The sequence below is a fragment of the Sphingobium chungbukense genome (genome assembly GCF_001005725.1).
GTDB classification, from domain to species: Bacteria; Pseudomonadota; Alphaproteobacteria; order Sphingomonadales; family Sphingomonadaceae; genus Sphingobium; species Sphingobium chungbukense.
On the sequence record NZ_LBIC01000005.1, the window covers coordinates 252,203 to 273,064 of the forward strand.

Annotated in this window: 18 protein-coding genes; 8 read left to right on the forward strand and 10 right to left on the reverse strand. The window is 63.6% G+C overall.

What is annotated here, in order from left to right; all coding sequences use genetic code 11:
* Positions 1–302: 302 nt before the first annotated feature.
* Together YP76_RS12195 and YP76_RS12200 are read left to right on the forward strand one after the other, a co-directional pair.
* Positions 303–2,654, forward strand: coding sequence for a TonB-dependent receptor (locus YP76_RS12195; RefSeq protein ID WP_046763867.1), 2,352 nt, complete (start codon positions 303–305; stop codon positions 2,652–2,654).
* Positions 2,655–2,758: 104 nt separating this feature from the next.
* Entirely contained in the window at positions 2,759–3,844 is a 1,086-nt protein-coding gene (locus YP76_RS12200; RefSeq protein WP_046763868.1) for a phosphotransferase family protein, read from the forward strand.
* Between the two features lie 32 nt (positions 3,845–3,876).
* Here YP76_RS12200 and YP76_RS12205 read toward each other — a convergent pair whose 3' ends face one another.
* From YP76_RS12205 to YP76_RS12220, 4 genes are read right to left on the reverse strand one after another with little or no spacing between them, the layout of a single operon-like run.
* On the reverse strand, positions 3,877–4,623 hold the full coding sequence (locus YP76_RS12205) for an SDR family NAD(P)-dependent oxidoreductase (protein WP_046763869.1): 747 nt from the start codon (positions 4,621–4,623) through the stop codon (positions 3,877–3,879).
* A complete protein-coding gene (locus YP76_RS12210) occupies positions 4,620–5,108 on the reverse strand; it encodes a VOC family protein (protein ID WP_232307528.1) in 489 nt (162 codons plus the stop codon). The genes YP76_RS12205 and YP76_RS12210 overlap by 4 nt, the downstream gene beginning before the upstream one ends.
* A gap of 26 nt (positions 5,109–5,134) precedes the next feature.
* Positions 5,135–6,772: an AMP-binding protein gene (locus YP76_RS12215; RefSeq protein WP_084733128.1), complete on the reverse strand. Its 1,638-nt coding sequence runs from the start codon at positions 6,770–6,772 to the stop codon at positions 5,135–5,137.
* A complete protein-coding gene (locus tag YP76_RS12220) occupies positions 6,769–7,197 on the reverse strand; it encodes a carboxymuconolactone decarboxylase family protein (protein WP_046763870.1) in 429 nt (142 codons plus the stop codon). The genes YP76_RS12215 and YP76_RS12220 overlap by 4 nt, the downstream gene beginning before the upstream one ends.
* Positions 7,198–7,479: 282 nt before the next feature.
* On the opposite strand from YP76_RS12220, the gene YP76_RS12225 reads away from it, so the two are divergent.
* The gene (locus tag YP76_RS12225; protein WP_046763871.1) at positions 7,480–8,706 is read left to right on the forward strand and encodes an amidohydrolase family protein; all 1,227 of its coding nucleotides are present in this window, start codon (positions 7,480–7,482) and stop codon (positions 8,704–8,706) included.
* Positions 8,707–8,727: 21 nt separating this feature from the next.
* Here YP76_RS12225 and YP76_RS12230 read toward each other — a convergent pair whose 3' ends face one another.
* Positions 8,728–9,501, reverse strand: a complete 774-nt coding sequence (locus YP76_RS12230; RefSeq protein ID WP_046763872.1) for an IclR family transcriptional regulator — start codon at positions 9,499–9,501, stop codon at positions 8,728–8,730.
* 161 nt (positions 9,502–9,662) lie between these two features.
* On the opposite strand from YP76_RS12230, the gene YP76_RS12235 reads away from it, so the two are divergent.
* The 4 genes from YP76_RS12235 (at position 9,663) to YP76_RS12250 (ending at position 13,887) form a co-directional block, all read left to right on the forward strand.
* Positions 9,663–10,505: an IclR family transcriptional regulator gene (locus YP76_RS12235; protein ID WP_046763873.1), complete on the forward strand. Its 843-nt coding sequence runs from the start codon at positions 9,663–9,665 to the stop codon at positions 10,503–10,505.
* A 19-nt stretch (positions 10,506–10,524) separates the two neighbouring features.
* Complete coding sequence (locus YP76_RS12240; RefSeq protein WP_046764104.1) at positions 10,525–11,472, forward strand: MDR family NADPH-dependent oxidoreductase; 948 nt, start codon at positions 10,525–10,527, stop codon at positions 11,470–11,472.
* 87 nt (positions 11,473–11,559) lie between these two features.
* Positions 11,560–12,747 (forward strand): acyl-CoA dehydrogenase family protein, encoded by a 1,188-nt coding sequence (locus YP76_RS12245; protein ID WP_046763874.1) that lies wholly within the window; start codon positions 11,560–11,562, stop codon positions 12,745–12,747.
* A 6-nt stretch (positions 12,748–12,753) separates the two neighbouring features.
* Positions 12,754–13,887, forward strand: a complete 1,134-nt coding sequence (locus YP76_RS12250) for an acyl-CoA dehydrogenase family protein (RefSeq protein ID WP_046763875.1) — start codon at positions 12,754–12,756, stop codon at positions 13,885–13,887.
* 58 nt (positions 13,888–13,945) lie between these two features.
* Here YP76_RS12250 and YP76_RS12255 read toward each other — a convergent pair whose 3' ends face one another.
* From YP76_RS12255 to YP76_RS12275, 5 genes are all read right to left on the reverse strand, one after another.
* Entirely contained in the window at positions 13,946–14,392 is a 447-nt protein-coding gene (locus YP76_RS12255) for a nuclear transport factor 2 family protein (RefSeq protein WP_046763876.1), read from the reverse strand.
* A 10-nt stretch (positions 14,393–14,402) separates the two neighbouring features.
* On the reverse strand, positions 14,403–15,389 hold the full coding sequence (locus tag YP76_RS12260; protein ID WP_046763877.1) for a phytanoyl-CoA dioxygenase family protein: 987 nt from the start codon (positions 15,387–15,389) through the stop codon (positions 14,403–14,405).
* 114 nt (positions 15,390–15,503) lie between these two features.
* A complete protein-coding gene (locus YP76_RS12265) occupies positions 15,504–16,463 on the reverse strand; it encodes a 3-hydroxyacyl-CoA dehydrogenase NAD-binding domain-containing protein (protein WP_046764105.1) in 960 nt (319 codons plus the stop codon).
* Between the two features lie 5 nt (positions 16,464–16,468).
* Complete coding sequence (locus YP76_RS12270; protein WP_046763878.1) at positions 16,469–17,302, reverse strand: enoyl-CoA hydratase/isomerase family protein; 834 nt, start codon at positions 17,300–17,302, stop codon at positions 16,469–16,471.
* Positions 17,303–17,342: 40 nt separating this feature from the next.
* Positions 17,343–19,454 (reverse strand): 3-hydroxyacyl-CoA dehydrogenase NAD-binding domain-containing protein, encoded by a 2,112-nt coding sequence (locus YP76_RS12275; protein ID WP_198147477.1) that lies wholly within the window; start codon positions 19,452–19,454, stop codon positions 17,343–17,345.
* Between the two features lie 230 nt (positions 19,455–19,684).
* Between YP76_RS12275 and YP76_RS12280 the strand changes: the two genes are divergently transcribed.
* Positions 19,685–20,839 (forward strand): acyl-CoA dehydrogenase family protein, encoded by a 1,155-nt coding sequence (locus tag YP76_RS12280; protein ID WP_046764107.1) that lies wholly within the window; start codon positions 19,685–19,687, stop codon positions 20,837–20,839.
* Positions 20,840–20,862: the final 23 nt, after the last annotated feature.

The window sequence follows — 20,862 nt, forward strand, 5'->3', positions numbered from 1 at the left end:
GGTCCGGACAAAAGCATCCGATGGTGATCGGTCGGTCAATTGTAGGAGGAAATGGAAGCTTCCGGTAACATGCTGGTTAGATGGCGGAAAAAATGCCATCGGAACTGTGGCGAGAAATCAACGGGGCGTCAGAATCGGCGCGCGGTTTTCCGGGGCGTGCAAGATCGCGTATCTGATGATGCATAATATCCGCTAATCAAGGGTTTGGCACGGCCGGAAATAGCGCTAGCTGGCGATCATTCGTTCGCCGGCCGCAGAGCAGAGCCTATTGGCCGGTTCCATCCAGTCCTTGAGAGGATGCAATGACCTATCGACACTATCTTGCCGCAACTTGCGCGGTCCTGTTCGTATCCGCACCCGCCATCGCCCAGGATGATGTGCGGCCGCAAGCCGATGGCGTGTCGAGTGGCGACATCGTGGTTACGGCGCGCCGCCGTGACGAAGCGCTCCAGGATGTGCCGATCTCCGTGTCCGCCATTTCGGGCGAGCAGCTCGCCCGTTCGGGCGTGACCGACGTCCAGGGTCTGCAATATCGCACGCCGTCGCTGTCGATCACCAGCGCGCAGAGCCAGCGCAACACCGTCGCCTTCTCGCTGCGCGGCCAGCGCACGCAGGAAACCCAGCTTTTCACCGACCCGCCGGTCGGCACCTATTTCGCCGAAGTGGTGCAGCCCCGTCCCTATGGCTTCGGCAACAGCCTGTATGACCTTGAATCGGTTCAGGTGCTGAAGGGCGTGCAAGGCACGCTGTTCGGACGCAACATGACCGGCGGCGCGGTTCTGGTCGAGCCTGCCCATCCCAAGCTGGGCGAATTTTCGGGCGAAATCCGCGGCCAATATGGCAATTACGACATGCACGACCTGTTCGGCATGGTGAACGTGCCGGTCGGCGACAGCGTTGCCCTGCGTTTCGCTGGCAAGACCCGCGAGCGTGACGGCTGGTCGCACGACATCGGCAGCGGTCTGCGCCTCGACAACCAGAATTACGACACGTTCCGCGTGTCGGCACTGGTTTCGCCGGGCAACGGCATTGAATCGCTGACCGTGTTCGACTGGTTCAAGTCGAATGAAAACGGCACCGCGTCCTTCCTGACGTCGACCAAATATCCCTCGGCGCTCAGCAACTATGCGACGCTGGCCGATATTCCGGCCCAGTTCGCCGAAGCGCAGCAGTTGTTCCGCTCGCGCCGCTTCACGCTGAATTCCGGTTCGGGCAACGGCAGCCATCTCGACGTGTTCGGCCGTCCGCGCGAAAGCATCAAGAACTGGGGCATCACCAACAAGACCACCTGGGATCTGGCCGACAACCTGACGCTGAAGAACATCTTCGGTTATCGCAAGCAGCGCCGCGACGTCGTTCAGGACTATGACGGTATTCCTGCCTTCCTGATCGCGCCCTACCAGTTCGCCCGCTCGCGCAATATTTCGGAAGAATTGCAGCTTCAGGCGAAGATGTTCGAGAACCGTCTCGACCTGATTGCCGGCGGCTATTATTTCGAGGAAAAGGGTCTTGACGGTTCGCTCGCCAATACGCTGCCCCAGCTGAACATCCGGGGTGCAGGCCTTGATCCCTTCTCGACGGACGCCACTCTGTTCGTCACCAGCAATCCGGGCGAAGGCTATTCGCGTACCGCCGCCGCCTTCATCGCGGGCACGTTCAAGGCGACCGATCGCCTGAGCCTGTCGGGCGGTCTTCGCTACAATTACGACAAGCGCAAGATCACCGTCTCGCCGTCGCGGCCCAACCTGCCCAATGGCGACGGCACGTTCGGCGTCTGCTCGTTCGATCCGACCGTCCCGACCGGTTTCAAGACGACTGTCCGCCAGACCGGGCCTTGCGCCTTCACCAACAGCAAGTCGTTCAAGGAATGGACCTACGACGCGACGATCCAGTATGAACCGTCCGCGGAAGTGACCACCTATGCGTCCTATCGCCACGGCTTCCGTGCGGGCGGTTTCTCGACCCGCGCCACCGGTGTCGTCACCCTGTCGCCCTTCCTGCCCGAATTCGTCGATGAATATGAAATCGGCCTGAAGACCAACCACCGCGTCGGCGGGGGCCGGCTGACCACCAGCACCGCTCTCTTCCGCCAGGACGGCAGCGACGTGCAGAAGCAGCGCGCGACCTTCGTCAACGGCAACGTCTTCACCGTCGTCGACAACACCGCCAAGCAGCGCAACGTGGGTGGCGAGTTCGAGGCGAACTTCAGCACCGACACCTTCTCGCTGGCGGCCTTCTACTCCTATACGAAGGTCGATATCCGGTCGGGTCGCGTCACGCTGAACGGGCTGACCGAGTTCGAACAGCGCGGTGTGCCGAAGCACCAGCTGGGCGCGACCGCGACGATCTCGCCGCCGGTCAGCGAAAATCTGGGCGATCTGAACTTCGTCCTGAACTACACCTGGCGCAGCAAGATCTATCTCGACGACTTCGAGATCGAGGGCGTTCAGCCGGCCTATTCGCTGATCAACCTGCGCGCCGAACTCAATAATGTCGGCGGGTCGCGCGCTTCGGTGGCGGCGTTCGTCAACAACGCGCTGAACGAAACCTATCGCATCGGCGTTCTCGGCCTGATGGCCGAAGGGCTGGGCTTCCAGAACAGCGTCTATGGCGAACCGCGCACCTACGGCGTGGAAGTCAGCTTCAAGTTCTGATCGCTGGCAAAGGCTGAAAGCATCAAGGGGGCGCAGACTTCTGCGTCCCCTTTTTCTTGTCCGCAGCACCCTGCCATGGTGCGGAAAATGGTGGAGAGGATGATATGAGTGAGGCTTATCCCGCCGACGCGCTGCCGTTGCCGCTGGAGGTCGGGCAGGTCGACGCCGCATGGCTGACCCGCGCCCTGCGGCAGCGCCTGCCGGGCGTCACCGTTCGGGAATCGGAGGTGGTCGACGTCATCCTGGGCACGTCGACGAAAATCCGCGTGCGCCTGTCCGTTGCGGGGGAGGGTGCCGAGGAGGTTGGCGAAACGCTGATCGTCAAGGGCGGGTTCGAGGAGCACAGCCCGAAGATGGCGGCGATGTACGCCAATGAAACGCGCTTCTACGCCGATATCCAGCCGTTCATCCCCATGCCCTCACCCCGCGCCTATTTCGCGGGGACCGATCCCGCTTCGCATCAGTCGATCGTCATCATGGAGGATCTGAAGCGGCCCGGCGTCGATTTCTGCGACGCGCTGCGCCCGCACGGTTTCGACCAGATTGCGCGCCGCATGGAAACCATGGCGGCCTATCATGCGGCGACCTGGTCCTCAGCGCATTTCCAGCCGGGCGGGCGCTGGTCGGACATTGCCAGCCGGTTCGACGGCTGGGGTCTCGACTATATGCGCCGCTACCTCGTCCCCGATGTCTGGGCGCATTATATGGGCTCGCCGCGCGGGGCGGCGGTCTCGACCCGGCTGCACGATCGTGACTGGATGGAACGCGCGCTGATGACGATCGGCGACATCCAGCGCGAACAGCCGCGATGCCTGATCCATGGCGACACGCATCTGGGCAATCTCTACATTTTGGAGGACGGGACGCCCGGCTATTTCGACGCGCAGGTGGCGCAGACCGCCTGGCATCATGAGGTGTCCTACCACATCGTGTGCGCCGCCGACCTGGCCGATAGAAGGGTATGGGAGCGCGACCTGCTGCTTATCTATCTGGACGCACTGGCGCGGCACGGCGGCCCGGCGCTGGACCGGGAGGCGGCCTGGCTCGACTATCGGCGCTCCATCCTCTGGGGCCTGTTCATCTTCCTGACCAACGAGGTGCGTTTCCAGACGGAGGCGGTCAACACCGCCTATGCCGCCCGTTTCGGGCAGGCGGCGCTGGATCATGACCTGCGCCGGTTGCTGCCATAAAGAGGGGGAGGGGCGCAAAACGCCCCCACCTGTCAGGAGGCGGACCGGCCCGCGTCGATCAGATAGCTGCCGCCCGTGATGTGCGGGGCTTCGTCGGAGGCAAGGAAGGCGACGAGCGCGGCCACCTCCTCCGGCTCCACCAGTTCGCCTTGCGGGGACCGGGACACCAGCATGTCGATCATCTCCTGCGGCTTGCCCGCGAGGATGTCGGTGTTGGTGGTGCCGGGGCACACGGCGTTCACGCGAATATTGTCCTTCGCATAATCGACCGCCGCCGCGCGCGTCATCATCAGCGCCGCGCCCTTCGACGTGATATAGGGGCTGGACATGGCAGTGGCGCGATAGCTGCCGATCGAGGCCATGTTGACGATGGAGCCGCCGCCCTGGCGCAGCATGTGGGGGATGATGGCGCGCTGCATCAGGAACATGCCGCGCACATTGACCGAAATCACCTTGTCCCAATTCTCGATGGGCTGTTCGTGCAGGCGAAGCCGGGCGGGATTGCCGATGCCGGCATTGTTGACCAGCACATGGATCGCGCCCCAGCGGGCGATCACCTCGGCGACGGCGGCGTCGATGCTGTCGGGTTCCGAAACGTCGCAGGCGATGGCGACGATATCGCCCTTCGCCTCCGCCACGGCGGCCGTCAGTTTCGCGACGTCGCGGTCCAGCGCGGCGATCTGCGCGCCCTCACTTGCCAGTCGGATCATGCACGCCTTGCCGATGCCCGCCGCTGCGCCGGTGATGACGGCGACCTTGCCCGCGAAACGGCCGGTCATGCCGCCTGTTCCTGCATGAAGGTGTCGATTCTGGCGTTGAGCTTGTCGACCAGCGCCCGATCGGACAGTTCCACATAATAGCCGAGCTGCTCCACCGTATCGAGGTGGATCACCGCCGCGTCGCCATTGGGCATTTTCGCGCCCCAGCTTTCGAACACGCATTCGACGCCTTCGGGCCGCTGCGACAGGTCGTCGACCGCATAGCCGAGATGGAAAATACCTTCACCGCGCGTGTCCAGCCATTCCCTTGCATTCCCCTGGCCGACCACCGGCTCGATCATCTCCAGATAGACGTCGCCCCATTTGGTGAAGGCGTTCTTATTGGCGAAGCGCCCGCGCCAGTCGCGGTAGCGCCCTTCATAATCGGTATCGAGCCGCCAGAAAGGCCCAAGGCCCAGCAGATTGCGATAATGCGCCATGCCTGCATCGATGTCGCGCACGACGACGCCGATCTGATAGAAGTCGCCCTTGAATTTCATGGCCATGCTCTTTTCCGTTTTCGTTACTTCGATCAGCCGGCGGATCGGGCCTTCGCCTGATCGCGCAGCAGGAATTTCTGGATTTTCCCCAGTGGCGTGCGCGGAAAGTCATCCACCAGGAACAAGTGGCGCGGTACCTTGTAATTCGCCATCTGCTCCCGGCTCCAGGCGGTCAGGTCCGCCAGCGTCAGCGCCGCGCCTTCCTTCAGGATGACGCAAGCGGCGCAGACCTCTCCCATACGATCGTCGGGCCAGCCGATGATGCACACATCGGCGATGGCGGGATGTTTGCGCAGGATATTCTCGATCTCCGCCGGATAGGCGTTGAATCCGCCGACGATGACGACATCCTTGAGGCGGTCGAGAATGCGGAGCGTGCCGTCCTCGCCAATGCACCCGACATCGCCGCTATGAAGCCAGCCATCCGCGTCGATCGTCGCCGCGGTCTGCTCCGGCTCCTCGAAATAGCCCTGCATGACCACCGGCCCGCGAATCAGCAGTTCGCCGCTTTCTCCGGGAGGCAGCGGATTGCCGTCCGCATCGACGATGCGCAGTTCCACGCCGGGCAAAGGCTTGCCGACCGTCCTCGCGATGGTTTCAAAGCTGGCATCGGGATAGTTGACTGTGGCCAGCGCCGTGCATTCGGTCTGGCCGAAGCTGGTCAGGAACAGGTCGAACCCGAATATTTCCCGCCCGGCGCGGATCAGCTCCACCGGAACATTGGATGCGCCCGTATGCCCGACCCGCAGGGACGAGATGTCGAACGCGCCGAAACGCGGATGCTCCATCAGCGAGAAGAAGATGGTCGGCGGTCCCATCAAGACGCTGATCTTCTCACGCTCGATCAGCCCCAGCAGCGCTTCGGCATCGAATGTCGCCAGCGGATAGACGGTGATCCCCGCGACCAGCGCGGAAATCCAGCCCGACCGGTAACCGAAGCTGTGGAAGAAGGGATTGACGATGGCCATGCGGTCGCCGGCCCGCAGGTCGTTGGATTCGTTCCAGATGGCCGGCACCCACAGCGCTTGCCCATGATTGTGCATCGCGCCCTTCGGCTGCCCGGTGGTGCCGCTGGTGAAAAGAATGTCGGCGATGGTCTGCGGCGTCACGGCCGCTACCCGCGCCGCCAGCGTGGCCTCTTCCGCCCGTTCGCGCTGGAGGGCGGCGAAGGCAGGCCCGTCCAGCGCCACGATATGGCTCAACCCCGGCAGGTCGCGCACCGGCCCGGTTTCGCCCGCGCCGCCGCCCGCCTGAACCAGCATGGCGGCATAGTCATTGCCCAGAAACCCCGTCACGGTGAACAGGATCTTGGCGCGCGTCTTCGCCAATATGTAGAGCGCTTCCCCACCCTTGAAGCGGGTGTTGACCGGCACCATGATCGCGCCGATGCTTTCCGCCGCCGCCGCCGCGATCATCCATTCCGGGCTGTTGGGCGCCCAGATCGCCACCCGCTCGCCATGGGCGACGCCATGGGCGATCAGGGCGCGGGCAAGACCGTCCACCCGCTCCTTATATTGCGCGAAGCTGATCCGCGCTCCGTCCTCGCCCATGATGAACGGCGTGCTGCCATAGCGTGCCGCGACATGCGCGATGACTTCCGGCAATGTGTGGTCCAGCGTCTTCGGCAGGTCGGAAAAATGCGGATTCGCCATGGTCGTCGCGCCGGTCACAACAGCCCCTTTTCCTCGGCCGTCTGCACGTCCGGGGACACGCCCGCTTCCCGCATCGCCTCGATGACCGCGGTGGTGGCGGAGGCGATACAGGGAAAGCCGACATAGGGCGTAAGCTGCACCAGCAATCCCTCCAGCTCTTGCGCCGTCAGTCCGTTGGCGATGCCGATCTTGACGTGGTTCTTCAGTTCCAGCGACTGCCGCATGGCGATCAGCGCGGATATGACGGCCATGCTCTTTTCCTTGGGCGCCAGGCCCTGATGCTGCCAGGCGTCGTGAAAGGCCCAGCTTGCCGCCATGCGCGGAATGGGCGAGCCGAAACGATCAGCGGTGCAGGCTTCCCGGAAGGCGTTGCCGAACCCTTCGCCCATGATGCCGCTGATGAAGTCGACGCCCGATTTCTGTTTCTCGTCCAGCTCAGCCATCCGTTGCCTCCATGCGTTTTGATTGCCTGGCCTATGGGTGGCGGCGTGCCCGCGTCAATAACGCCGCCGCCGCCATCGGACGGTAACACACACTGATCGGCCATCTGATGGCATCGCCATCCCATCGTCTATGTGATGGCAGGGCTGGACCGATATTCGCGACATGCGGCCATGCCTATATAGGTTTCGACACTTACAGGTTTCGACACTGGGCGCCCGGATTTGATGACGGCGCGATCCAGATCATATCGAATAACGTCATGGTTTTGGGGAAGGAACATCATGTCTGCACAAATCGAGGCGGCGGAAACTTCGCCTGTCTATTCAGGTCCGATCTTCGATGCCGATACGCATTTCTGGGAAACGGATGAGGCGTGGACGAAATATCTGCCCCAAGACGCCGCCGAACGATATGGCATCACTTTCAAGACCGGGCCGGATGGCGACTTCGCCATGTATGTGGGGCCGCGCAAGGTGGAGATCAGCGCCGACCATCTGTTCGAGGATGGCCGCGTTCCCGCGCCCGGCAAGCTGCATGAATGGCTGCGCGCCATGAAGGAGGGCAAGGCCGAGATCGACATGCATGTGCCCAAGACCCCGGCCATGGTCGAGCCGGGGGAACGGGTCAAGCTGCTCGATGCCTGGGATGTGCGTTCGTCCATCCTCTTCGTCGGCAACATGATCACGGCCATCAGTTTCCTGGACGACCCGCGTTACGCCTACCCGATATTGAACGCCTATAATGGTTGGATGTACGACCAGTGGAAGTATAATTACAACGACCGCATCTATTCCTGCCCGATCATGACCCTCGACAATGTAGAGGAGGCTTGCAAGGCGCTGAAGGATGTCATCACCAAGGGCGCGAAGCTCATCCTGATGCCCATGGGCCCCTATAACGGCAAGGCGCCGGCGCATCCCGACCATGATCCCTTCTGGGCCATTGCCAATGAAGCCGGCATCCGCGTCGTCTTCCATGTCTCCGAAGCCATCTACATGAAGGATCATATGACGCTGTGGGGGGAGGGGATGCAGCAATCGCGCATCCGGCAGTCCGCCTTCGTATGGATGCACGGCTATTCGGAACGGCCGGTGATCGAGACGCTGTCGAGCTTCATCTTCTGGAATTTCTTCGAACGCTTTCCGAACGTGAAGCTGCTGTCGGCCGAAAATGGCGCCGAATGGGTGCCGTCCATGCTGGTGAAGATGGACAAGTGCCGGGGCATCGCGAAGAACGGCCATTGGCCCGCCGGGCAGTTGAAGGACCGGCCGAGCGCCATCTTCGCCCGGCACGTGTCCGTCGTCGCCTATCCGGAGGACGATCTGAAATCCATCGTCGATCAGGTCGGCAATGCCGATTGGGTCTTGATGGGATCGGACTATCCCCATGCGGAGGGCGTCGCGGAACCACGCCTGTTCGCGGAGGAAGCGTGCCGGGACTTGTCGGCATCGGATGTCCGCAAGGTCATGTATGAAAACGGCATGCGCTTCATGGGCCTGCCGGTCTGAACCGATCCGGTTCGCCGCGTTTCAGCTCCCCGCTGAGGCGTGGCGGCCCGCATCCAGCGTGGCGTTCAGAAGACGCTCGAAATTCTGCTTCATCCGGTCGAGCGGCGCCGCCAGCATGAGCGCGCCGAGCAGATCGCCGTCAGGCCCCATGACCGGCACCGCCAATGCCGCCGTGTCGCTCAACATCTCACCGAAGCTGGCGCAATAGCCCTGTTCGCGAATTTCCACCAAGGCGGCGCGGATGGCGCCGGGATCGGTTCGCGTGTTGCCGGTCAGTTGCCGAAGATGGGCGCGGGCCAGATAGTCCTCCACCTGTTCGGGTCCGGCATAGGCCATCAGGAGCCGACCGGCGGCGCTGGCGTAAAGGGGCGCCCGCAGCCCCGCCTGCATGGCGTAGCGCACCGGCTGCGGGCTGTTGCTCGCCTCGATGTAGATGGCCTGCCCGATGTCCCAGTCCGCAATGGCGAATCCCACCGACTCGCGGGTTTCGGCGGCGAGTTGCTTGACCTGGGCGCGGATGATCTCCGGCGCGGACCAGTGGCGCACGATCCGGCTGGCGAAATGATAGGCCGACGGTCCCAGGCGGTATCGCCCCTCCTGACAGGACAGATAATGCATGTCGGTCAGGCCGCGCAGCGTATCGATGAACGTGCTTTTGGGCACTGTCATGGCTGCGCTGAGTTCGGCCAGACTCATGCCGTCCTGTTTGCCCGCCAGCAAAGCCAGCAGATCGAGTACGCGCGTGATGGCCTTTGGTCCTCTGGTCTGGCCCGCCGCGAGATTGGCCTGCTGCATCGTCCCCTGTCCGCCTTTTATTCTTTTCGATGCGCGTGGCATAGCCGTTCGGAATTTCGAACACAATTCGAAAAATCGTTGGACATTATATTTGTGATGCGGTACGAAAATTCGTGCAGCGGATGCGATTTCATGCATTCGCAGGAGGAGAGGTAAACCCAATGGCCACCAGCGCATCCCGGACCATCAAATCCGCGCATCGAGTGCTGGAGATCCTGGAATATTTCGATCAGGATCGCCGCGTTGCCACCGTCATGGAAATGTCGCGCACGCTGAACTATCCGCAATCCAGCACTTCCGAACTGCTCCGCTGCCTGACGCGGCTGGGCTATCTCCATTATAATCGCGTCCGCCGGACCTACAGCCCGACCGCGCGGGTCGCCCTGCTCGGCGCCTGGGTGAAGCCTTCGCTGTTCCGGGGCGGACCGGTGCTGTCCGCGATCGACGAGATCGCCAAGCTGACCGGCGAAACGGTGCTGTTGTCGACCAGTTCCAATTATGTGTTGCAGCATCTGCACGTCATCCATGGCAATAATGAGCATGCGCTGGACGCGCATGCGGGCGATCAACTGTCCATCCTGCACAGTACCCAGGGTCGCCTGCTGCTTTCGAGCTATCGTAATGAGGGCATTCGTTCCGCGGTCCATCGCCTGAATGCGGAAGAGACCGACTTGTCGCGGCACGTCCGCGTGGCTGAACTGCTCTCCGAATTCGCCGTCCTGCGCGAGAAGGGCTGGTCCATTGATCAGAATCCCGACGGGGTAGGCTGCGTTGCCGTGTTGCTGCCCTTCGGCCGGAATATGGACCGGTTGACCGTCAGCGTCATCGCCCAGCCCTCGGTGATCGCCGAACGCGGGCAGGAAATTCTGGACCTGCTGCTCAGCCGCAAGTCCAGCATTGCCGCACTGCATCAGGAAGAAGAGGGTGTGGAGCAGGACAACAGCAATGTCGTGAAAATGCCCGAGACGATCAAGATTGCCAGCTATCGTCGGCATTTCGCCTGACATCGGGGCAGGCGCCGGCGTGAACCTCGCGCTCCTGCCCGGCGGGGAGGGGCATGTCCGGTTGACGGAAGCGCCGCTGCCGTCCTCGCCCAGGGGCGATGAAGTGCTGGTGCGCATGGTCTATGCGCCCGTCAACCCGGCCGATCTTCTGGCGATCGAAGGCCGATATTCCTTCGATCTGCCCGCTGACCAGCCCTTGGGCGCCGAGGGCGCAGGAATGGTGGAGGCGGTGGGCGACGCCGTCATCGACCTGCGGCCGGGCGATCTGGTGATGCCGCTCAGCCGAGGCAACTGGTGTGCCAGACGCCTGCTGCCGCGCCGCCATCTGATAGCGCTGCCCGCCGGGTTCGATCCCGTTCAGGCGGCGATGCTGCGGATCAATCCTCCGACCGCCTATCTCCTCCTGCGCAGCGCCGGCCTGCGTCCAGGCGACGCGCTGGTCCAGAATGGCGCGGGATCGGTCGTGGCGCACTGGGTCCGCACCTTTGCAGCGCGCATGGACGTGAAGGTCATCGATGTCGTGCGAAGGGTGCATCCCGCGATACCCCATGCACTGCTGGACGGCGACGATCTGGCGGAGCGGGCACGGATCGCTTCCGGCGGCCGGCCGATCCGCGCGGCGCTCGATTGCGTGGCGGGCACGGCAACGGGCCGGCTTGCAAGCTGCCTGGAGCCGGCCGGGCGTTTGCTGCTGTTCGGTCATCTCTCTGGCGAACCGATCCAGGTCCGTTCGCAATTGCTGACGGGCGGGGGCCTTTCGATCTCGGGTTTCAGCCTTCGTCCTGCGGAAGCGGCGCTGGGTGCCGATGGGGTGGACGCTCTGTTTGGGGAACTGGTCGCGCTCCATGCCGCCGATCCGCCGTCCCTGCCGGTGCGGGCGATCGTCCCGCTCTCCCGTGCGGAGGAGGGAATCGCGCTTGGCCGCACTGGTGGAGACGGACGCGTGCTGTTCGATCTGACGCAATGATATCGGGCATGTGAAGGCCTTGGCCGCGCGGTTGACTTGGAAGGCCGATGCCTGCTGGGGAAGGGGTTCTTATATGGGAACAGCGCGATGAAACTGGACTTTACGCCTGAGGAAACGGCCTTCCGCGATGAGGTGCGCAGCTTCCTCAAGGATGCCCTTCCCGACGATCTGCGACGCAAGATGATCAACCGCGATCATCTGACCAAGGAGGATACGGTGCGATGGCAACGCATCCTCAACGCGCGGGGCTGGGCCGTCACCCATTGGCCGGTCGAATATGGCGGCCAGGCCTGGACCCCGGCGCAGCGCTATATCTTTCAGGAGGAAATGGCGCTGGCCCATGCGCCTGAAGGATCGCCGTTCAACGTCAACATGATCGGTCCGGTGCTGTGCAAATTCGGCACCGCGGCGCAGCAGGAACGCTTCCTCGCCGCAACCGCGAATATCGACATCTGGTGGTGCCAGGGCTTTTCGGAGCCGGGCGCGGGTTCCGACCTTGCGAGCCTGAAGACCACGGCGGTGCGGGACGGCGATCATTATGTGCTGAACGGCCAGAAGATCTGGACGACGCAGGCGCAGCATGCCGACTGGATGTTCGGCCTGTTCAGGACCGACAGCAGCGGTAAGAAGCAGCAGGGCATCACCTTCCTGCTGCTCGACATGAAGACGCCGGGCATCACCGTGCGTCCGATCGAGACGATCGATGGCGAGCATGACGCCAATGAGGTGTTTTTCGACGATGTGCGCGTGCCGGTGGAAAATATCATCGGCGAGGAAGGCCGGGGCTGGGACGTTGCCAAGCATCTGCTGGGCAGCGAACGTAGCGGCATTGCCCGCATCGGTCTGTCGAAGGAACGGCTGTCGCAGCTTCGCGCGCTGGAAACCCGCCTTGCCGCGGACGGCACCCTGACCGGAGAAGAACAGCGCCGCCTTGCCCACAAGCTGGCCGAGGTGGAGGTGGAATTGCGGGCGCTGGAACTGACCCAGTTGCGCGTCGTCGCGGCCGATGCCCATGGCGGCGGGGCCAATGCGGCCGCGTCCATCCTGAAGGTCAAGGGCACCGAGATGCAGCAGCGGATGACCGAACTCGTGACCGAACTGGCGGGTCCGGCCGGGCTTGCCATGCCCGACCATGATCACGCGCCGAACGATCCGGACGATGGTTGGGTCAACGCCGCCGCTCCTTTCTATTTCACAATGCGCAAGGTGTCGATCTTCGGCGGATCCAATGAGGTCCAGAAGAACATCATCGCCAAGACCATGCTGGGACTTTGACGCGCCATGGATTTCGACCTGAACGACGAACAGAAGATGCTGCAGGAAACCGTCACGCGGTTCGTGGCGGAAACCTACGACTTCCAGAAGCGCGAACATGCGCTCAAGACGCCTGAGGGCTGGAGCAGGGAGGCCTATGCGGGGCTTGCGGAGATGGGCCTGCTCGCCTTGCCCTTCGCGGAAGAGGAGGGCGGCTTCGGCGGTGGCGGCGTGGAGATGATGATCGTCATGGAGGCGCTGGGGCGCGGCCTGATGGTCGAACCCTATTTCGCGACCGTGGTGCTGGCGGGCGGCGTGCTGCGTCATGGTGCGTCTGCCGAGCAGCGTGCCGACATCGTTCCCGGCATCGTGGCGGGCGAGCATATTCTGGCGTTGGCCCATAGCGAGGCGGGTTTGCCGCGCCACACGTTGATGGCGCGTGCGACCGCGTCGTCGACGGACGACGGGTGGACGCTCGATGGCCGCAAGATCGCTGTGATCCACGGGCAGAGCGCCGATACGTTCGTCGTCAGCGCGATGACGGAAGCGGGACTTTCCCTTTTCCTCGTGGATGCGGCGGCGGATGGCGTGACCGTCGAGGGCAAGCGCGGCTATGACGGCGTGCCGGTGGCCACCGTCGCTTTCGCAGGCGTCAATGTCGCGAAGGAGGCTTTGATAGGATCGCCGGGGCAGGGGGAGGACATATTGTCCCGCGTGTTTGAGGAGGCGACCGCCGCTCTCGTGGCGGAATCGGTTGGCGCGATGGTGGAGACTTTCGATGTCACCGTCGACTATCTCAAGACCCGCCAGCAGTTCGGCATTGCCATCGGCAGTTTCCAGGCGCTCCAGCATCGCGCCGTCGAAATGCTGATGCAGCTTGAACTGTCGCGCAGCATGTCGATCCTCGCCGCGCTGTCGCTCGATATCGATGCCGATCAGCGGAGCCGCAATATCTCCGCTGCGAAGGCACAGATCGGCAAGTCCGGCCGCATCATCGGCCAGGAGGCGGTGCAGATGCACGGCGCCATCGGCATCACCGCGGAATATAAGGTTGGCCACGCCTTCAAGCGGCTGACCGCGATCGACGCGTTGCTGGGCGATCGCGACTGGCATCTGGCGCGACTGGTGGAAAAGCGGGGCGTCTACCCCGTCGCTGCCTGACGGGGGGCCCGATGGTTGAAGCATAGGGGCCGGCGGTTTGAACCGCCGGCCCCATTTCTTATCCGGCGGGAACGGTCCCGACCCGCGCCCAGAAGGCCTGCGCTGCGGCGTCGAGCATGTCGGCGCCATAGGTGATCAGGCCCTGCTCCACGCGGTAGAGCATGGCCCATTCATAATGGATGTCCTCGCCGTTCGACGCGCTTTTGCGATAGGCGCGGGCGTGGACGAAGGCGCATTCCCGGTCGATGCCCGTGATAGCGATGATCTCGTCCTGCCTTTCCGCCAGGGCCTGTGCGCAGCCGGTCGCGAAGGCGAGGAAGGCGTCGCGACCGACCAGAGTTTCCTTCGTGCCGCTGGGACCGAACAGGCTGTGCACGACATCGGGATGGAAATAGTCGGAAGGGGACGACCGGTTTTCATCGCCGACGGGAAAGACGTCGGGATGTTGCCGGCCCCCTTCCGTGAAGCCGAACATGCGCGTCAACAGCTTCACGGCATCGTTCATCGCCTTGCCCTTATCCTTCCGCCGCCTTGCGCAGCATGACGGCACGCTCGCCGTCCCGCACCACGACCAGTCGCATGCCGGGCTTCATATAATTGACGAAGTCGTCGAAGCTCTCGCGCACGCCCGGATCGATCGGCCGCAAATAGCTGTCCTTGTCGATATTCAGCGTGATCTCCCCGACCCGATCCGCGTCCACGGTGACGGTCGTGGGCGTGAAGGACTTTACCGTGGCCGCGACGGCGCTCGGATTGGCGGCGGACTGTACCCGCGAGTCGAAGGAAACGCGCAGTCGGTCGCTGCTGTTGGCAAGGCCGCAATGCGGCGTGCACGGATGCACGACCAGCACGTCCCCCGGCATATAGTCGGTCGTCGCCCAGCTTTCCGCAGGGATCGCGTCGCGCGGGATGGGGAAGGGATTGGGCTTTCCGACATTGTGGAAATAGCCGCGCTTATTCTGGCCCACCGCCAGCGCGAGCCCGCCCATGTCGCGGGTGCAGGGGGTCAGCGACACCCAGACCGGGCGATAATCCTGAATGCCGGGGCTGTAGAAGCCGTCCTGATGCACGGTGCCCAGCTTGCTGTGCGGCGGATAGGTGCGATATTGCACGATCGGCACGGAACAGGCCGGTTCGCCCAGTACCTTTTCCATCACCGCCTGGTTGGCCGGATCCTCGATCAGCCGCTTGGCGATTCCGGCATAAAGATCGCTTTCCTCCATGCCCCCGACGGAGGGCTTGCCCGTCCACTTGCCCGTCGGGTCGCCCGGCTCGACGAGGCCCATCTTCGCCGCGACCGCGAGCATTTCGTCCCGCGCGCGCGCGACGCTGTCCCGATCGAACACGCCGCGCAGCAGGATATAGCCCTTATCCTCGTAGAAGCGGTTGAGCGCTTCGGGATCGTCCAACAGATGGTTGCAGCTTTCCAGTTCGCCCGCCGCCACGACATCCTGCACGTGCAGGTCCTCGGCTTCGGGGCGATTGATCACATCGACGGTCATCTCTTTCTTCCTCTCCACTCAGGCCGGCCCACCTCCGGAGGCGCCGGGACGGGACCATGTTATCACGGCAGGGCATGCGGGGGTGGGATGGTTTTCGTCGACTTTCGGCTGCTATCACTCATTTCCTGTCGTCAGGAGCTTCAACATCTGCATCAGCTTCTCATCCTGCCAGGCGGCGATTTCCGCGACGCTCCGCCCGGCGGCGGCCTGCTCCATCTGTTCGACCAGCATGGCCTGAAGGGCGGGGTCGGCCAGCGGCGGATCGGCCATGGTTTCCCACCGCTTGATGATGCCCGGCCCGAATTTGGGCAGGAATTCGGCGAGGCCACCCACCCCGCCGGACGTGTGGAAGGTGGTGAACTGGCCCTGGATCGCCCATTTGAGCGCGAAGCTGTGCTTCATCGCCTTGTCGATGTCACCGACGCTGGCATAGCCTTCCGCCACCAGCCGCACCGCCTCCCGGAACATGGCGGCGGTCAGCCGGTTGCCGATATGGCCGAATATCTCGCGCTCCAGCCGGATCGGCTGTTTGCCCATCGCGGCATAGAGCGCGAAAGCGGTGTCGATCGCCTGCCCGGCGGTCTGTTCGCCGCCGCCGACCTCCACCAGCGGGATCAGGTGCACCGGATTGAACGGGTGGCCCAGCACGAAGCGATGCGCGGTTGCCAGCCCGGCCTGCAAATCGGTGATGGGCAGGCTGGACGTACTGCTGGCAACAAGCACATCGGCGGGTGTCAGCCGGTCGAGATCGGCAAACAATGCCTGCTTGAGATCGGTACGCTCGGGCGTGCTTTCCTGCACGAAATCCGCGCCCGCAAGCGCGTCGGCCACTGTGTCGTGGACCGAAAAGCGCGCAGACCACTCATCGTCGGCCTTCGCCAACCCGAGTTCCACCATCTGGTCCCAGGCGCCCGACACATGGATGCGGGTGCGCTCGCCCGCGCCGGGCATGGGATCGTAAAGACGCACGGCCCGGCCGCTGCCCAGAAAGGCAGCGACCCAGCCATTGCCGATCACCCCGCCGCCGATCGCGGCGACGGTGCTTATGCTGTCCGCGTCGCGATAGGCGGCCATGGCGATCAATATCCCTTGAAGACCGGCTTTTCCTTGTTGGCAAAGGCGGTGGTCGCCGCCTTGTAATCCTGTGTCAGCATCGTCATCGCTTCATAGGCGATGGACAGTTCGCCGGTCAGGTTCACCTGGTCGCGGATGCACTTGTTGACCGCCGCCTTCGACCAGCGGACCGCCCACATCGGCTGACCGGCGATCTCGCGCGCGATCTTCAGCGCTTCCTCCAGCACCTGCTCGCGCGGGAAGGCATAGTTGACGAGGCCGATCTCCTCGGCCTTCTTGCCGTTCAGCAGCTTGCCGCGCATCAGATATTCCTTGGCCTTCTGAGGGCCGACCAGCAGCGGCCACATGACCGAGCCGCCGTCGCCGGTCACCAGCCCGACGCGCACATGGGTGTCGCCCAGCTTCGCGTCCTCCGCGACGATGCTCATGTCGCAGAAGGCGAACAGCGACGTGCCGAGGCCGATGGCGTCGCCATTGACCGCCGCGATGATCGGCTGGGGCGTCATCAATATCTGGTCCCAGATGCGCAGCGTGTTGATGGGCACGCGCAGCGCGTATTTCAGGCCATATTCGGTCTGGGCACGCTCCGCCATCAACTTGATGTCGCCGCCGGCGGAGAAGGCCTTGCCCGCGCCGGTCAGCACGATGACCTTGATCCGTTCGTCGCGCGCCAGCTTCAACCAGATGTCCTCCAGCTGCCAGTGATTGTGCGGCCCCACCGCATTCAGCTTGTCGGGGTCGTTCATCGTGACGGTGGTGACGCCATCCTCGGCGATTTCGACCTTGAAGAAATCGAACTCGCTATAGTCGATGTCGCGCTGAAACTCGTTGTCGCTCATAATCGTCTCCGGAAAATCCCTGTGATATTCTCTGTCTCGTTCAGGCCGCGGCGCGGCCTTTCTGCCAGTCGGCGAAACTTTGATCCTTCTCCGCCAGTTCTACCAGAAGCGCGGCGGGTTGCAGCGACGGGTCGCCCGGCGTTTCCGCCGCCATCTCGCGCAGCTTGGCGACGATCGTCGGCAGGCCTGTTTCGTCCGCATAGAACATGGGCCCGCCCAGATGCCGGGGCCAGCCATAGCCGTTGATCCACACCAGATCGACGTCGGACGCGCGCAGCGCGATGCCTTCCTCCAGAATCCGCGCGCCTTCGTTGATGAGGGGGAAGAGCAGCCGTTGCACCATCTCCTCTTCGGCAATTTCGCGGCGGGTGATGCCCAGCTTCTCCGACGTCGCGACGATCAGCGCTTCCGTTTCCGGATTGGGATAAGGGGTGCGATCGCCCGGTTCGTAGCGATAATAGCCCGCGCCGGTCTTCTGCCCCAGCCGCCCGCTTTCCACGATGGCATCGGCGATAGGGAAGGGGGTGCCGCGCCGCTTGCGGATCGAATAGCCGATGTCGAGGCCCGACATGTCGTTGGTGGTCAGTGGCCCCATCGGAAAGCCCAGATTGGTGAGCGCGGCATCCACCTGCTGCGGGAAGGCACCCTGCTGCAACAGCCGTTCGGCCTGTGCGGACCGCTTGGCGACCATGCGGTTGCCGATGAAGCCGTCGCAATTGCCTGACCAGACCGGCACCTTGCCGATGGTCTTGCCCACCGCCATCGCGGTCAGGATGGCGTCGGGGCTGCTGTGTTTGGCGACCACGACTTCCAGCAGCTTCATGACGTTGGCGGGCGAGAAGAAGTGCATGCCGACGAAATCCTGCGGTCGCTCTAGCACCGACGCGATGTCGTCCACGTCCAGCGCGGAGGTGTTGGACGCGAGGATGGTGCCCGGTTTCACCCGCTTTTCGAGATCGGCGAAAATCTCCTTCTTGACGTCCATGTCCTCGAACACGGCCTCGATCACGATATCGGCGTCAGCCGCCGCCGCGCGATCCGTCGCGCCGCCGATCAGCGACAGGCGTTGGTCCATCTGCGCCTGGGTAATGGAACCCCGCTTGACCGAGGTGGCGTAATTCCCCTTCACCCGTTCCAGCCCGCGATCCAGCGCATCCTGCGTGGTGTCGATCACGGTGACGGGCACGCCCGCCCCCGCAAAACACATGGCGATGCCGCCGCCCATGGTGCCCGCGCCGATGATTGCCGCTTTCCTGACCGGCCGCGCCTTGGCGGTTTCCGGCAGGCCGGGAATGCGGGCGGCTTCGCGTTCTGCGAAGAAGAGGTGGCGCAGCGCGCGCGACTGGCTGCCCGCCATCAGTTCCCGGATGGCGACGGCGTCGATTTCCAGCGCCGCGTCGAGATCCATGGTGAAGGAACGGCGGATCGAATCGATGTTCGCCTGCGGCGCAAGCTGTCCCTTGCTGCGCGCCGTCAGCTTCTTCGCGAGCGCGTCGAAGGCGGAGGGATCGGCGCGGGTCGCGGCCAGCTTCTCTTCGCGGTCGCGCACCGGCACGGCGGGGATGTTCTCGTCGATCACCCGGCGGGCGAAGGCGGCGCCGATCGCGGCCGGATCGCCTTCCTCCACCGCATCGAGAATGCCGAGTTCCAGCGCTTGCTGCGCGCCGACGGGCTTGCCGGACAGGACATGTTCGAGTGCCTTTTCCGGGCCAATCAAGCGCGGCAGGCGCTGTGTGCCGCCGCCGCCGGCAAAGATGCCGAGATTGATTTCGGGCAGGCCGACCTTGGCGGAAGGGATGGCGACTCGGAAGGCGCAGCCCAGCGCAGTCTCGAACCCGCCGCCTAGCGCAGTGCCGTGAATCGCGGCGACGACCGGTTTGGCCGAGCTTTCCATGGCGGCAATGACTTCCTGCAGAGTGGGCGATTGACGCGGCTTGCCGAATTCGGTGATATCCGCGCCAGCGAAGAAGGTGCGTCCCACGCAGGAAAGCACGATCACCTTTACGGCGGGATCGGCATTCAGTTCTTCCAGAGCGCCGACCAGCCCCTGACGCACGGCCGTTCCCAGTGCGTTAACGGGGGGATTGTCGCTGATGATGAAGCCGATATCGCCTTCAATGCGGGTGGATATCTTTTCGTTGATTTGGATCATGGCTGAATCGTGGGGCCCTGTCTCGAATGGGTCTGGCTTGAAATGGGTCTGAAACCTGCCGCCACAAGCTATCCGCTGGCCGCAACTGTCAAGTTGAGGGGGTGGGCGCGAGCGAGGTATCGCGAATGTGAAGGATCGCCTCGGCAATCTTCGCATCGCGATAATCCCCGATTAGGTCGATGATAGCAGTTTATCCGCGGCATATGAGCCGCCCTATGGGAAGCGATCGGATGCAGTTCGACTTGAATGAAGAGCAGACCATGTTCCGCGACGCGGTAGCCGCTTTCGCGCAGCGCCACCTGGCCGCTGGCGCGCTGGAGCGGGCGCATAGCGACGATTATCCGTGGGAAGTGGCCCGGATGATGGCCGAACAGGGCCTGATCGGGATCACCGTGCCGGAAGACAAGGGCGGCCTGGGCGGCAGCCTGATGGACGCGGTCATCGCGATCGAGACCATCGCGTCGGTGTGCCCCCGCTCCGCGGACGTGGTGCAGGCGGGCAATTTCGGCGCCATCCGCACCTTCGCCCAGTTCGCGACCGACGCGCAGAAGGAACAATATCTGGCGCCGCTGCTGCGCGGCGACGGCCTGATTTCCGTCGCGATGACGGAGCCGAACGCGGGTTCGGCCGTGACCGAGCTGACCACCACGGCGGTCGAGGATGGCGACGGCTATCGCATCACCGGGCAGAAGATCTTCACCACCCACGGCACCCATGCCACCGTGTTCCTGGTCTATGTCCGCTATGGTCCGGGCACCGGCAATATCGGATCGGTGCTGATCGAGCGCGGCCAGGAAGGCTTCACCTTCGGCAAGCCGATCCGTTTCCTGTCGGGCGAGGAATGGAACCCGCTCTTCTTCGACAATGTCTATGTGCCCAAGGACAAGGTGCTGCTGGGTCCGGGCGGCTTCAAGAAGCAGATGGCGGGCTTCAACGTGGAGCGCATCGGCAACACGGCGCGCAGCCTGGCGCTGGGCCGCTATGCCTTCAACGCGGCGGTCGAACATGCCAAGACGCGGCGCCAGTTCGGCAAGGCGCTGTGCGAGTTCCAGGGGCTGCAGTGGAAGTTCGCGGAAATGAAGCTGAAGCTGGATGCCGCGCAGCTGCTGCTCTATCGTGCCGCCACCAACGCGGACGCGGGCTTGCCTTCGCCGGAGGAAACCGCGATCGCCAAGGTCGCGTGCAACCGCGCCGGTTTTGAATGTGCGAATGAGGCGATCCAGATCATGGGCGGCGCAGGATACAGCCAGGACAGCCTGGTCGAATATTGCCTGCGTCGCACGCGCGGATGGATGATTGCGGGCGGCGCGATCGAAGTGTTGCTCAACCGCATTGCAGAGGGCGTTTTCGACATGCGTTTCCCCCAGGGACCGGCGAAAAGCTGAAGCGGCACGCCAAGGAGAGGATC